Annotated in this window: 15 protein-coding genes; 3 read left to right on the forward strand and 12 right to left on the reverse strand. The window is 29.6% G+C overall.

Annotated features, from left to right (window positions below; all coding sequences use genetic code 11):
- Positions 1-5: 5 nt before the first annotated feature.
- A complete protein-coding gene (upp, locus tag A9D35_RS10675) occupies positions 6-665 on the forward strand; it encodes a uracil phosphoribosyltransferase (RefSeq protein ID WP_066222774.1) in 660 nt (219 codons plus the stop codon).
- Here the strand turns inward: upp and A9D35_RS10680 are convergent.
- A complete protein-coding gene (locus A9D35_RS10680; RefSeq protein ID WP_066222777.1) occupies positions 654-1,577 on the reverse strand; it encodes a DUF6427 family protein in 924 nt (307 codons plus the stop codon). The genes upp and A9D35_RS10680 overlap by 12 nt on opposite strands.
- Positions 1,578-1,617: 40 nt before the next feature.
- Here A9D35_RS10680 and A9D35_RS10685 point away from each other — a divergent pair, with 40 nt between their 5' ends.
- A complete protein-coding gene (locus A9D35_RS10685) occupies positions 1,618-1,845 on the forward strand; it encodes a DUF6341 family protein (protein ID WP_066222779.1) in 228 nt (75 codons plus the stop codon).
- Here the strand turns inward: A9D35_RS10685 and purD are convergent.
- Positions 1,840-3,111, reverse strand: coding sequence for a phosphoribosylamine--glycine ligase (gene purD, locus A9D35_RS10690; RefSeq protein ID WP_066222782.1), 1,272 nt, complete (start codon positions 3,109-3,111; stop codon positions 1,840-1,842). The two genes, A9D35_RS10685 and purD, sit on opposite strands and share 6 nt — an antisense overlap.
- A gap of 83 nt (positions 3,112-3,194) precedes the next feature.
- Between purD and A9D35_RS10695 the strand changes: the two genes are divergently transcribed.
- Positions 3,195-4,508, forward strand: a complete 1,314-nt coding sequence (locus A9D35_RS10695) for a phenylacetate--CoA ligase family protein (protein WP_066222785.1) — start codon at positions 3,195-3,197, stop codon at positions 4,506-4,508.
- Here A9D35_RS10695 and A9D35_RS10700 read toward each other — a convergent pair.
- From A9D35_RS10700 to A9D35_RS10745, 10 genes are all read right to left on the reverse strand, one after another.
- Positions 4,486-5,265 carry a glycosyltransferase family 2 protein gene (locus A9D35_RS10700; RefSeq protein WP_066222788.1) on the reverse strand — a complete coding sequence of 260 codons (780 nt, stop codon included), beginning with the start codon at positions 5,263-5,265 and terminating at the stop codon, positions 4,486-4,488. The genes A9D35_RS10695 and A9D35_RS10700 overlap by 23 nt on opposite strands.
- Positions 5,266-5,276: 11 nt before the next feature.
- Positions 5,277-6,629, reverse strand: coding sequence for an undecaprenyl-phosphate glucose phosphotransferase (locus tag A9D35_RS10705; RefSeq protein ID WP_066222791.1), 1,353 nt, complete (start codon positions 6,627-6,629; stop codon positions 5,277-5,279).
- 93 nt (positions 6,630-6,722) lie between these two features.
- A complete protein-coding gene (locus tag A9D35_RS10710; protein WP_066222793.1) occupies positions 6,723-7,460 on the reverse strand; it encodes a WecB/TagA/CpsF family glycosyltransferase in 738 nt (245 codons plus the stop codon).
- Positions 7,457-8,530, reverse strand: a complete 1,074-nt coding sequence (locus A9D35_RS10715; protein ID WP_066222796.1) for a glycosyltransferase family 4 protein — start codon at positions 8,528-8,530, stop codon at positions 7,457-7,459. The genes A9D35_RS10710 and A9D35_RS10715 overlap by 4 nt, the downstream gene beginning before the upstream one ends.
- The gene (locus A9D35_RS10720; protein ID WP_159427053.1) at positions 8,520-9,122 is read right to left on the reverse strand and encodes an O-antigen ligase family protein; all 603 of its coding nucleotides are present in this window, start codon (positions 9,120-9,122) and stop codon (positions 8,520-8,522) included. The genes A9D35_RS10715 and A9D35_RS10720 overlap by 11 nt, the downstream gene beginning before the upstream one ends.
- Positions 9,119-9,778 carry a hypothetical protein gene (locus tag A9D35_RS10725; RefSeq protein WP_141675513.1) on the reverse strand — a complete coding sequence of 220 codons (660 nt, stop codon included), beginning with the start codon at positions 9,776-9,778 and terminating at the stop codon, positions 9,119-9,121. Before A9D35_RS10725 ends, A9D35_RS10720 begins: the two co-directional genes overlap by 4 nt.
- Positions 9,732-10,736: a hypothetical protein gene (locus tag A9D35_RS10730; RefSeq protein ID WP_066222804.1), complete on the reverse strand. Its 1,005-nt coding sequence runs from the start codon at positions 10,734-10,736 to the stop codon at positions 9,732-9,734. Before A9D35_RS10730 ends, A9D35_RS10725 begins: the two co-directional genes overlap by 47 nt.
- A 112-nt stretch (positions 10,737-10,848) precedes the next feature.
- Positions 10,849-11,499 (reverse strand): hypothetical protein, encoded by a 651-nt coding sequence (locus A9D35_RS10735; protein WP_141675514.1) that lies wholly within the window; start codon positions 11,497-11,499, stop codon positions 10,849-10,851.
- A 357-nt stretch (positions 11,500-11,856) separates the two neighbouring features.
- Positions 11,857-13,251, reverse strand: coding sequence for a hypothetical protein (locus tag A9D35_RS10740; protein ID WP_066222808.1), 1,395 nt, complete (start codon positions 13,249-13,251; stop codon positions 11,857-11,859).
- Complete coding sequence (locus A9D35_RS10745; protein WP_218017732.1) at positions 13,211-14,545, reverse strand: MBOAT family O-acyltransferase; 1,335 nt, start codon at positions 14,543-14,545, stop codon at positions 13,211-13,213. The genes A9D35_RS10740 and A9D35_RS10745 overlap by 41 nt, the downstream gene beginning before the upstream one ends.
- Between the last annotated feature and the right edge of the window lie 155 nt (positions 14,546-14,700).

Genomic DNA, 14,700 nt, shown 5'->3' on the forward strand with positions numbered 1-14,700 from the left:
ACACTATGCATATTCATAATTTATCTACAGAAAACACCATTTTAAATGTATTTATGTCGGAGTTACGCGACAAAAGCATTCAAAAAGATAATATGCGGTTTAGAAGAAATATTGAACGTATTGGTGAAATTCTGGCTTACGAATTAAGTAAATCTCTCTTGTATAAACCTAAATCGGTTGACACACCTTTAGATACTACACAAGTAAATTTACCAGAAAACGATATTGTAATTTGCTCTATTTTACGAGCTGGAATTCCGTTACATAATGGTATTTTAAATTATTTTGATGCTGCCGAAAATGCTTTTATTTCTGCTTACAGACAGCATAAAGATGCACCTGAAAGTTTTGAAATTGTAGTGGAGTATTTAGCGTGCCCATCTTTAGAAAATAAAACCTTAATTCTTGCCGATCCTATGTTAGCCACAGGTCAATCTATGGTTGCTACTTTTGAAGCACTAAAACCTTTTGGAACACCTAAAGAAATTCATTTGGTAAGTGTTATTGGGGCACAACAAGGTATAGATTATGTAACGAAGCATTTTAATGAAAATGCAAATTTATGGATTTCGACTATAGATGAAAAGTTAAACGAAAAAGGCTATATTGTTCCTGGACTTGGGGATGCCGGCGATCTTTGTTTCGGAGAGAAGTTACAGCATTAACAACACAAACGGCACTACAATTAACAGTCCTAAAAAAACTTCTTTAAACCATTTTTCTTGAATGGTTTCAATATAATTTGTAATTATAATCGCTAAAGGAGCAAATAGAAACAAAAACTCTCCACCTTCTTTTTTAGGAGATAAAATCATGATACTAAATGCAATAAGCGCAGCAACTAATATCACCTTATATCCGGGCTTAAAGTCTTTTTGTTTAGATTTTATGGTACGAATATAAAATACCGACGACCAAATTCCGAAAGAAATTAAAAGGGTTACTCCAACAATATATTGGAGCGTATTATAGGTATTAAACTCTAAACTTACTTCTGGAAAAATATTTAAGGCGGTAAAAAAATCATCATACACAATAACAGAGTATGCGATACTTAATACATACACAGAAGCCACTCCTGTTAAAGGAATAATCCAGTCTTTTAAATTAGAATTCGAATGAAAAATTAAAGCGGCATAAATGAGCACAATGAATAAGATAGACCAAAAGTAAAATAAGGATGCAATGGCAATCCAAAAGGCTGCATCGAAGAGTTTTTTCTTTACATCTAATTGCGATCTTAAACTTAAAATTCTTCGTAAGGCAAGCAGAATAAAAAAATTAGAATACACTATATTTTCATTTAACATGGTTTGTGGTAAAGCCAGTAAAAACAAGGCATAGAGTAGAATTTCGTAACTGCTTTTTTGAGTTAATTTGTTTTTACTTACCAAAAAATCTAACACCAGAATAGAACAAAAACTTGCACTAAAAACAAAGAAATTTTTTACATAATGAGTGAGTAAATCTGAATTTAAAGCATATTTAGTATGTGCAATAAAAAATGTAAAAGCCGTGATGATAAATACGACTAAAAAATTTATTGGTTTAGATTTACTAAAAATACTTGTAATCATTAACTCTTTTTGTATTTTTGTTTGGTAAATATACCATACTATGAAAGATTTTTTTTACGCAATACAAGATTTTTTTGTTGACGTATTGTTCGCCCCTTACGATGCTTTAAGAGCATTAGAACTTAAAAACTGGTTCGCAGCTAACACATTCTCATGGATTTTTATATTAATCGGTATGGGATTTTTTGTGTATTGGATGCTTCAATTAAAAAGTTTTAACGATAACGGTGAGGAAGATAAAAGTGTATCTGCACACTCTTATCTATAAGTCGAAACCAATATCTTTACGATAATACATCTTATCGAAATGTAGTTTTTCTATATTTTGATAAGATTTTTTTATGGCCTCCTGGTAGGTATTTCCATAAGACGTCATAGCTAAAACACGACCTCCTGTGGTTAATACTTTCCCGTCTTTTAAGTCGGCTCCTGCATGGAATGGTATAGAATCTTCTATGTTTTCTAGTCCAGTAATTTCTTTTCCTTTTTCGTAAGCTTCAGGATATCCGCCAGAAACAGTCATAACTGTAGTAGCTGCACGTTCGTCTATAACTAAATCAATTTCATTTAATGTCCCGTTAGCAACTGCTTGAAGCAATTCAACAAGATCATTTTTAAGTCTAGGTAACACCACTTCTGTTTCAGGATCTCCCATACGCACATTGTATTCGATAACCATAGGGTCGTCTCCTACTTTAATCAATCCTATAAATACAAATCCTTTGTAAGGTAAATTATCTTTAAGTAAACCTTCTATTGTAGGTTTTACAATACGTGTTTCAATTTTTTCTAAAAATTCGTCGGTAGCAAATGGCACTGGAGACACGGCTCCCATTCCACCTGTATTTAAACCTGTATCGCCTTCACCTATACGTTTGTAATCTTTAGCCGTTGGCAACACTTTATAGTTTTTTCCGTCTGTTAACACAAAACAACTTAATTCTATGCCGTCTAAAAACTCTTCAATAACAACTTTTGTGCTTGCTGCACCAAATTTAGAATCGACTAACATCGCTTTTAGTTCAGCTTTAGCTTCATCTAAATCATTTAAAATAAGTACTCCTTTTCCTGCCGCTAAACCATCTGCCTTTAAAACATAAGGCGCTGTTAACGTTTCAAGAAAGGCATACCCTTCTTCTACATTAGAAGCATTAAAACTTTTGTACGCCGCTGTTGGAATGTTATGTCTGAATAAAAATTCTTTTGCAAACTCCTTACTGCCTTCTAATTCGGCAGCAGCTTTTTCCGGACCAATAACAGCAACGTGTTTCAATTGCTCGTCGTTTAAGAAAAAGTCGTGAACACCCTTTACTAAAGGATCTTCTGGCCCCACTACAACCATATCAATTTTCTTGTCTAAAACTAGGGTTTTAATGGCTTCAAAATCGGTTACACCAATTGCTACATTTTCAGCTATTTCTGCAGTACCAGAGTTACCTGGAGCTACAAATAGTTTATTACATAATGGACTTTGAGAAATTTTCCAAGCAAAAGTATGTTCTCTTCCGCCAGAACCTAGAATTAAAATTGTCATGTTGTTCATAGTTTGACACAAAAATAATTGCTTTTGCGCTTAAAAAATAATTATTTTACAAAAACATCTGAACTCTCCGTCTTTTGAAGTTATTCGACCTTACGTTACAACTTAATGGCTTCCCTTTAAAGGACGCAAAAAAGAAGCTTTCTGAAATTCAACACGTTCCAGAACCGGAGTTTGAATCGTTTCAACATAAGCGGAAACTAGATATAGTAAACTACCATTTAAAACACAATCCGTTTTACAAATCCTTTGGAAAACATATCGATTTAAACCATTGGGATTCTGTACCCATAATGACGAAACGCGACTTGCAAAAACCGTTAGGTGAGCGTTTATCTGAAGGATTTACGCCTAAAAATGTGTATATCAATAAAACGTCGGGATCTTCTGGCGATCCATTTATTTTTGCAAAAGATAAATTTTGTCACGCCTTAACTTGGGCAGAAATTCAGAATCGCTTTGGTTGGTTTGGTATCGATTTTAACAGGTCGTTTCAAGCTCGTTTTTATGGTATCCCTCTTGATACTGTGGGGTATTACAAAGAACGGTTTAAAGATAAACTAAGTCATAGATACCGGTTTTCTATTTTTGATTTAAGCGATGCTGCTCTTCAAAATTATATTGAAGTTTTTAAAACCAAACCCTTCGATTATATAAATGGTTACACTAGTGCCATCGTGCAATTTGCTAAATATTTAAGATCTAAAAACTTGAATTTGAAACACATTTGCCCCTCCTTAAAATGTTGTGTAGTAACTTCGGAAATGTTATTTCCCGACGACAAAGTACTTTTAGAAAAACAGTTTGGTGTGCCTGTGATTAATGAATATGGCGCTTCAGAATTAGACCTCATCGCATTCCAAAACCCAACCGATCTTTGGCAAGTAAATAGCGATACCCTTTTTGTTGAAATTTTAGACAATAAGAATCAAGCCACACCAAACGGACAAGAAGGTCGCGTGGCTATAACATCACTTTACAACAAAGCACACCCTTTTATTCGTTACGATTTGGGAGATATTGGTATCCTTTCGGAGGCAAGTACGGCCCAAAAACCTATATTAAAAAAACTTATTGGCCGCACCAACGATATGGCTATTTTGCCTAGTGGCAAACGTGCTGCAGGTTTAACTTTTTATTATATTACCAAAGCCATAATTGAGGACGATGGCCAAGTAAAAGAGTTTATTATTACACAAGAAACCCCATCAACATTTAAAATTGATTATGTTGGTACTTCAACTATTTCAGAACATAAAAAACGTGCTATAAAAGCTGAACTAAAACGCTATCTAGAAGATGGACTTATTGTGCATTTTGAAAGACACAACGCTTTAAAACGCTCAAAAAGCGGAAAATTGAAGCAGTTTAAATCTTTGGTAAGTCAATAGTATTTTGAGATTTTATAAAAGCATATTCGAATAGAAAAAGAAGCATACAATATATCGACTTTAAAGTAGAAAAATGGAGACCTTTTTTATAAACGGAATAATTGTACTTTATTAATCCCAATTTATTAGATGACATAGAATTCGACTGTACTCTATAATTAGCTAAAGATTCTTGAATACCTAAAACGGGTTGTTTCGTTTTCTTTACGGTTTCTAACCACAACAACCAATCTTGTCGTTTTCTTAAATTTTTGGTGTAAATTTTACCTAAAGTTTGGGTATTATAGACTCCCGTAAGATTACCAACATAATTACACTTAAGTAATTTATTATAGGTTAATACTTTTAAAGCTTTAATTTGTTTATGTAATGAATTTCCTTGCTCGTCTATAAGGTTATAACTTGAAAAAGAAACATCTAATCCTTTAGTTTCCATAAAGGAAATTTGCTTTTCTAGTTTAGTTGGAAACCATACGTCATCCGCGTCTAAAAAAGCAATATATTTTCCCTTTGCTTCTTTTGTACCACGATTTCTAGTTACTGCTGCTCCCGAATTTTTTTCATTAGTAAATAAAAAAATATTTTGGTGTACACTAGTAAATCGCGAGATAACGTCTAAAGAACAATCAGTTGAACAGTCATCAACTAAAATAAGTTCCCAATTTAAATAGGTTTGTCCAAGTACACTTGTAATACTGGTTGCAATATATCTTTCAGCATTAAAAACAGGAGTTATAATGGAAACTAATGGCTTCATAGTTATATTTATTAATACGCCTTATCTTCTCCTTTAATTCCATTTAAAATGGTTTGGAAAATAATTTTAAGATCGAGTAATATAGACCAGTTTTCTATATAAAAAATATCGTATTTAACACGATTTATAATATCCTTATCCGTTTCTACTTCACCCCTAAATCCGCTAACCTGAGCCAATCCCGTAATTCCAGGTTTTACAAAATGACGAACCATAAACTTATCTATGCGCTTGGCATACATATTTGTATGACTTACCATGTGTGGTCTTGGACCAACTACAGACATATCTCCAAAAAAAACATTGTAAAACTGAGGTAATTCATCAATACTTGTTTTTCGTATAAATTTACCAACTTTTGTAACCCGTTGATCGTCCTTTGTAGCTTGATAAATGTTTGCATCTTGATTAGGCATCATAGAACGGAATTTATAACATTCAAATTCCTTATAATTAAATCCGTTTCTAGATTGTTTAAAAAAGATTGGCCCTTTAGATTCTAATTTAATCAATATTGCCAATATTGGAGTTAACCAAGAAAGCACAAACACAATAATAAATATGGAGAAAACAATATCGAACAAGCGCTTTAAAAATTGATTTACATTTTCTTCTAAAGGAATAACACGAAGTGATAAAATAGGAATAAAATCATAATATTCGTATTTCAGTTTTTTAGAATAAATTTCCTTATTATCAGGTAGAAATTTTAAAATCTTAAGATTGTTGTCGGCAAAATTAACAACTTGAAGAATTTGGGAATTTGATAACTCTGTTATAGAACAGTAAATTTCATCAATTTTATTCTCTTTTATAAATTCCAAGCAAAGATTTAGTCCGTCTGTAGATTTATCTCTAAGATTAAATACTTTCTTTAAATCGTAACCGTACTCTGGATTGTTTTTAAAAAACGTTTCTAGAGCATTAGTTTGTCGGTTTTTACCAATAATTACTGTTTTCCTTAAATTACCACCAAAAGAAGCTCGGTATTTTTGAAGTAAGTAATAGATTGTGAATTTAGCAATACCAATTAAAAAAAATACAAACGCAATATATTTAAGCACTAAGAAAGAATCGACCATTAATTTATGCCGAAATCCAAAATAGGCAAAAACAATTAAGGTAAATAACATGGCTTGTTTAAGTAACAAAGCGGCAATAGTTACCTCGCGAGTAAACCGGTATACTTCATAAAATTTAGAATAAATAGAAAGGATAATCCAGGTTGTAGAAACAAGTGTTATAAACAAATAAGGATTAACATTTGGGAAGAAAAAAAGTAAAGCTAATCCATGTATTATAGACAAATCTATTGTATATGAAATAGGCCTTAAATACCCCGAATATCGTCCTTGTTTATTCACCTAAGCTTATATGGTTCTACGAAAAAATCACTTGCAAAAATATGAAAGTATAACTAGAAACAAATGATTATCATTTATAATAAATTTTCTTTTTCAAATTCCAAGTTTTTCGACCAATACTAACTTTATAAATTTATAATTACCGATTAAATATCGTTTCCACATACGCTTTGGCTCTTGAACTAACCTATAAAACCATTCTAGACCAGAATTTTGCATCCAAATAGGTGCACGTTTTACTTTTCCCGAAACCACATCGAAACTACCTCCAACTCCCATAATAAAATTCACTTTATTAAGGAGATCTCTATTTTCAAATAAGAAGTTTTCTTTTGTAGGGGAACTAATTGCTACAAACAACATATTGGCGCCACTATTTGCTATTTCTCTAGCTATATCTTGTTCTTCTCCCTTTTTAAAATAACCATTTCTATATCCTGCAATAATTTTTGAAGAATATTGCTCTGAGTACATTCTAACAACAGTTTTAACATTGTCTTCTTGTGCTCCAAAGAAATACACTTTATAGTTTTTTTGGTGCGCTAATTCAATTAAGTTAACCATAAGATCTATTCCTGCCACCCGCTCTTTCAAAGGCTTTCCTAAAAGTTTTGATGCCCAAACAACTGCTTGCCCATCTGCGTTAATTAAATCGCTTTCATTTACACTCTTACGCAGTTTTAAATCGGTTTGCATAGCTACTATTTTCCCAGCATTTACCACAACATGATGTAATTGACTGCCTTTTTTGATAACGGAATCAATATTATTTATGGTCTCTTCCATAGTAAGATTATCTATGGAAGTATTTAGCATTTTTATTCTTTTCATTTCAAATCTTTTAAAAACAAAAGCAACTCCATATTAACTTTTCTAGAATCATAAAGCTTAGCTGTTTTAATAGCGTTTAATTTTATTCGTTGTTTTTCATTCTCAGATAACGAAAAATATAATAATATTTTATTTACTAAATCTTTACTGCTTTTCTTTTCAAAAAGAAAACTATTGATGCCATGATTAATATACCCCATTGGACCACCTACCTTCCCTGCTACAACAGGAACCCCACAAGCCATGGCTTCAAGTCCAACCAAACCTAAGCTCTCGGCCTTTCTATAAGTAGGAAAAATAAAAAGATCAAATTCATTATATCTTAAAGCAAGTTCTTTTTGAGATATATTAGAAGTTATATTATACTTAACCCCTATACGTTCTGATAATTCTATTATCGCTTCTTTATCTGGTCCATCACCAATAAAAACAATTTCTAGATTTTTTATAACCTGCTTATTTAATACCTCTTTTACAGCTAATAATAGAACCTCCCACCCTTTACTCTTTATAAAATTAGACACAAAACCCAATACAATTTCTTCTCTTTTTTTTACAACCTGTGGATAAAAAACAGCTGTATTTATTCCACCCGATGGGTAAACAAAAACTTGACCACTCTTTATTTTATATTTTTTTATTATTAAAGTTTTATAATAAACAGAAGGAACAACTATAGCGCATTGTATAATTAATGGCTTTAAAAACTGAGATAATATCTTAGTAAATACTGTATTAAAAATTAAATCACTACCATGAAAATTTAAAACTATCTGTTTTTTAAATAATTGAACAAACCATAGCATTGGAGCAACATGTAGCGGAAAATGCACATAGATTATATCTTGCTTTTTGGCTTTGAAAATAAGACAGAAAATTTTAAAATAAAGCAATAGATAACCAAACAATTTTGCTACAACACTTTCCTTTTTCGTTAGAACACATTTTTTAACAATAAAGTCACCTTTAACAGCCGCTTCAAAATTCTTAACGAAAATACCATACCTAACATTTCTTTTTGAGGGGTACATATTGGAAATTAAATAAATTGTCACTCTGTTATTCTGCATGTTTTAAATGGTTAATCGGTTTAAAAAACAACATAAAAAACGAGTAAAAGAACGAAAATACCATTACGCCTTGACTGCGCCCTAAAAAACTTTCACTTAAAGAAAACATAGTAATTATGACGAAAAAATGTAGTGCACCTTCTTGTAACTTGGTAAGTTTAATAAATAGGAATAAAACGAAGATATACACAATTAGTCCTAATAATCCATTACACACAAAAAATTCTAAAAATTGATTATGAGCATTATAATTCTTCTTTAAAGCCAGATCAAATCCACCATTGTAATAAGCCCGCCTATAGACCAATCGTGCATCCCCAGAACCTACTCCTAACCATAAACTGTCTTTTTCTTTGAAGGCATAAACTATTTCTCGCCAACGTTCAACTCTTTCGATAGAAACCTGGCCATCGGGACTAATAATTTTTTTAAACTTAGTTCCTAAATAATCAAATTTAATTGATAAAAAACCTATTACAACAAGCAAACTTATTAATAAAACAAATAGTTTAATACTTGTTTTTTTAAACACATAAATAAGGAGGATTACTAAAAGCGTTATAACACCTATTCTACTATTTGTTTCTATCAAAAAAGAAAATAGGGAAACAACACAAGAAATAAAACGATACGATTACTTCGCATTTTTGCGAACCTTTTATCAAATAGTAAAGCACTAATAAAAAACACAATTAACACAGCAAAATAACTAGGATGACCATCCAATGGTTTAACTAAATTCCAATCGGTATAAATCCAATTAAAAAAATAAGTTGCTTGTTTAAAATAGTTTTCTCTTGATAAAATAGAAGTAAAAATATTACACCAACAGATTACCATACCTACAAATAACCCTATACCCAAAGCTAAATAGATATGTTTTAAATTATAATCTTTCTTTCTATGAGAAAAAACAGCTAATGGTATTAAAAATAGAGGCACTACGCGTCCTACATCTTTCTGAACTCTCAGTATATCTTTAGACAAAAAGAACCCAATTAAAAACATTAAAAAAACTAGTAACAAAGGAATCAATAGTTTTTTATTACGTTTTAAATTCTCTAAACCATTATGTTCTTTAAAAATAAATATCGTACTTAATATAAATAACCACAATCCAATGGTATTAATTTTTAATAATAGGGGTAGTGTCCCTACAAAAAAACAGGTAGACCATTTAAAAAATATATTTTGCCAAGAATTATTTAGAAAGTAATTTTTTATATCGAACATCATACGTGTTTTCAAATGTTAATTTTTTAAAAAAAGACTGTAATTCTAAATATTTACTTTCATCTATACATTGAATAACCTGATGTACATTTTCTAATGTCTCAAGCTTATTAAACAAATAATAATCTTTTCCTAGCAAGGTTTGTAGTGGCAAATGATTTTCAGTAAAAAAAGGTAATTGTAAACTTATAAAATCGAGTACTTTTATGGGAAATGTTAAATCATCATATTCATTCCTTGGTCTAGTATGCATTGCAAAGGCGACATTATGTTGTGCTAAAAACCCAGGTATTTCATCATGTTTTATACAATTAATATGAATATTAGTGTTTTCCAAATCGGCTTTTAAATTAGAATCTCCAGAAAGCACAAAAAAATTATAATATGAAGAATACCTATTGTAAAACGCCATAAACAAATTAAAACCAGAATTTTCATAACGCGTACCCCCCAAATAAAGTAATCCCAATTTTTTACTAAAATCGGGTTTAATAGCACCTGCGTCACTTATTAATGTCCCTGGTGGCAGATTGGTATATTCTCTCCTTGGAAAAAATTTATTTTTATCAAAAAAAACCCTACCCATCTCTAGTGTAGGAAACACCATAGAGGTAGAGATAAGCGTTAAATAAAAATTACTACACTTATTAAAAACTAAAGTAATTTTACTTCTTAAACTAGCGTAACTTTCTGGGAAAAGCTCAATATATATATCGCGAATAAACACAATTACTTCTTTTGAATATAATCGTAAAAAAAACAAACAAATAATATCTACAAAACTCAATCTATTTGTTGCAGATTCGACATAAACAACATTTATTTTTCTAGGTTTAATACTCCTAAATAATTTATTCCCTTTTTCAATTACAATATCATTGTGTTTTAAAAACACTTTTTTAAACATGGTTATCCTTGTTTTAGGACCACCTGAAACTTTTTGTAAATTAGGTACTATAAATAATATATTCATTAAACAGTAGGCTTATAAGTCTGGTTTTTGTAAATTATAAAATACGGTATAAGTAAATAAAAGAAATAATTAAAGTAATGTATGGATAGTATACAGGTAATAAATATCAAAACTAAAAACCTAATTTTGCTTTAAATGGGGTAATTCTATACATTAGATATAAATGACTCAAAATAAATATCATAAATAATGTCCAACCTCCTCGGTGGTATAGATAATAAAAACCATTATCTATTTCCTGAAAACTATAGGTTCTACTTAAGGACACAGCAATAGGGTTGTATCTATAAATCTGAGAACTTGCTCCAAAACCTTCTCCAAATAACTTTTTAAACGGGCCGAAATTTTCTTTTGCAACAATCTGATTAAAATCATCTAGGCGTGTTTTTAAGCTTCCATATTCCCATGGTCTATACACATATTTCATTTTTGATGACACCAAATCTGGTACGAAAGGTGAATTTAAAAACCAAAGTACTATAATAAACGTTAAAATTATGGCTGTAAAATAAATTGGGTTAAATACTTTTTTAAGATTAATTACTAATAGTGTTACTAAAACAGAAAAAACAGCTAAGTTCATAAAATTAGTAGTTAAAGCTATACTTACCAATCCTAATAAGGAGGCTATAATAAGTTTTCTGTCAAATGGTTTGCCTTCTAATAAATAGTAAAATAATAATACATTAATAGCAATAATCGCTGGACCGTAAACTCTTCCTCCAAACCCTATAGTTTTATAACTCCAAATATTAGGAAACAAATTAAAATATAGTAAAATATAAATTACGAAAACAGCAACATTTATATGAAATAAAAGCTTAACATAATCAAATTTCAAATTTATTAAACAGAGAAAAAAGATGAATGAGAAGCACTGAAACTTAATATCTATAAGAGGAGTATCGTGATTGTAATAAATTCCTAAACACAAATAAAAGGCATACACTATTATAGCAATTATATAATATTTTGGAACTCTAATCTTGCCTCTTTTTTTAAAAAAAACTATACCTAACAGAGTTAATAAAAGGAATAATACTAATGGATTATAATTATTTACTCCTTGAAGAAAGAACAATAGAGAGAGTATTATGTATATTATTTTATTCAATAGTTATTATTTAAATATTTTAAATGTCCCCAAATCTAAGGTGTCCTTTGGTTTATAAAAAAATATTGATATTTTTTTAATGTCGTTGTTACTTATTTTAGTGTCTATCTTTTTTATTAATATTTTAGATTCTCCTACGTCTAAAATATTTTTTTTATAGTCCCGAATATAAAAATTATCACTCCCAAATTTCCTTTTTTTAGAATAATCAGAGAGTAAACTTGTGTCTCTAGGGTAAAGTGAAATAACTAATTGATACTCATGTATAAAATCTGGGATTTTATTAAACTCCATTTTTATAAACTTGTCTTGATCATTTTCTAAATTATAAAATATATCTTTTAAGTTTAAATATTTAAAACTCCATTCATCCCTTTTTATTTTTTTAATATTATAAAAGCTAGACAAACTGTCTACCAACCTTTTAGTCACTTTATAACTACCTGAATAATTTAAATGTGTAGAATTATAAAAATCGTTTTCATTCAAAAAATAATTACTCCTAATACTGTTTAAGTTTAAAAATTTCACATTTAGATTTGCGTTAACAATACTATCCAAATACTCATCACTAAATATTTGTTTATGTAGCTTTAATGAATTCACAAATAAAACTTGTATTCCTCGTTCGTTAGAAAGTGAAATAACATCTTCCATAACGGTTTTTAAATGATTATCCCACAAAGTATCTACAGGTAGCCTTTCCTTAATACTTCTATTTGTTTCTTTTATAAAATCTTCTTGTTTAATAATAGTATTATTTTTTGCAAGAAAACCATTATATGAAAATAGATCGGAAGCTGCAGTTTTAAATTCTAATCGACCTTTTCTCTTATGATAATTAGAGATATCATTAAATCTAAAAAACCGTCCAGCCTTTTTTGACAGAGACGTAATATAATTTTCTGTATAAATATTATCTGGGAAGAATCCTGCTAAAGAATTAAATTTATCAATAGAAAAGGGAATTTCTTGTAAAGCTAAAGTTTGATAATTCCATATATTTTTCTCTTCTATTTTAGGATTGATAACAGATTGATCTGAAACATCAAAAACAATATACTTAAATGTATTTTTTGAAATGACGTCTTTCGCTACAATTAAAGAGGTAAGCAATCTTTGGGCTGAAGAATTAATATGCAAAGATGTAAGCCCCAAATCATTCTCTATTATCGTTGGATCGTAAGCTGTAAAAACATAAGAATTACCAAAAAATGCTATATCATATTGCTTGTGATTTTCATTGTTTTCTAATTTATTTAATGCATAAACATATTTCTTTTCTTTGCCAAAATCAGGAATATATGGTATAAAAAAAACAGTTGCTATTATTAAAAAAATAAATAACAATAATAATAATTTAAAACTGAAAATATATAAATTCTTGTTTTTCCAAACCATAATTTCCGAAAATAAAAATAATTAAAACTATACCTAAGTATAAAGACCATCTAAAAACCAGACTCTGATTCATTACAAAACCACTTATACTACTTATAAATGAATTATAATATTCAACAACCAACATTATAAAAACAAACAAAATTGTTATCCAAAATTGCCCAGAGCTTAATCCAAGATTATAAACATTACCGTTAAAAAGATTATTTACATCCCAATTAAAGAGATTGGAGATAATTATTAACGCATCAGCAAAGGTATTTGCTCTAAAAAATATCCATAAGAATGTTACGATTAAAAAATTAGTTATAATTTTAAAAAACTTATAGCTGAACTGTTCTTTATTAAAATTAAAAACACTAGTGTTTTTAGAAAGTAGTTTTTCTAAAACAATTAAAATACCATGAAGTGCCCCCCAAATTACAAAGTTTACAGAAGCTCCATGCCATAAACCACTAGTTAAAAAGACTAAAAACAAATTCAAATACGTTCTATTTACCCCTAACCTACTCCCACCTAACGGAATATACATATAATCTCTAAACCATGTAGATAACGAAATGTGCCATCGTCTCCAAAATTCTGTAATATTCATTGAAAAGTATGGACTATCAAAATTTTTCATCAAATCAATACCCATTAGCCTAGACACACCCCTTGCTATATCTGTATATGCCGAAAAATCACAAAAAATTTGGATTGAAAAAAATAGAACTCCAATCGTCGTTTCTAAACCTGTAAAATCTTGTGGAGTATTGTATAGCGTTTGCACAACTATTGACAGATTATCTGCAATTACAACTTTCTTAAACATTCCCCATAAAATTAAATAACTTCCAGATTTAAGATTATTATAGGTAAGTTGATTTAATTCCTTTAATTGTGGTAAAAGGTGTTTTGATCTTTCAATTGGACCTGCAACTAATTGAGGAAAGAACGAAACAAAAAGAGCATAAATTCCTATATTTTTTTCTGGTTCAATCTCCTTTCTATAGACATCTACAGTGTAACTCAAAGCTTGGAAAGTATAAAAAGAAATTCCCACAGGTAATAAAAAACCTAATTCAGGAAGGTTTAATTTTATGCCACAATATACAAAAATAGCATCTAGAGATGCGCTGAAAAAATTGAAATATTTATAAAAAAAAAGAATTAATAAATTCACTGTAAAACTAAAACCTACTATTAGCTTTCTAGTTTTCTTTTCATTAGTTTTACCTAGGAAAATACCACTTAAATAGGTGATAATCGTAGAGAATGCTATTAGCAACGCATAGCTAGCATTCCAATTCATATAAAAATAATAACTTGTAATTAGCAAGAATAACCATCTGTATTTTTTATTACATAAGAAATAAAAAACAAGAACAATAGGTAGAAATACCAAAAAATCTAAAGAATTAAATAACATATTCTTTTAAGTGTTTTTATTGTTAACTAAATTCATCT

It is taken from the genome of Formosa haliotis (assembly GCF_001685485.1).
GTDB classification, from domain to species: Bacteria; Bacteroidota; Bacteroidia; order Flavobacteriales; family Flavobacteriaceae; genus Formosa; species Formosa haliotis.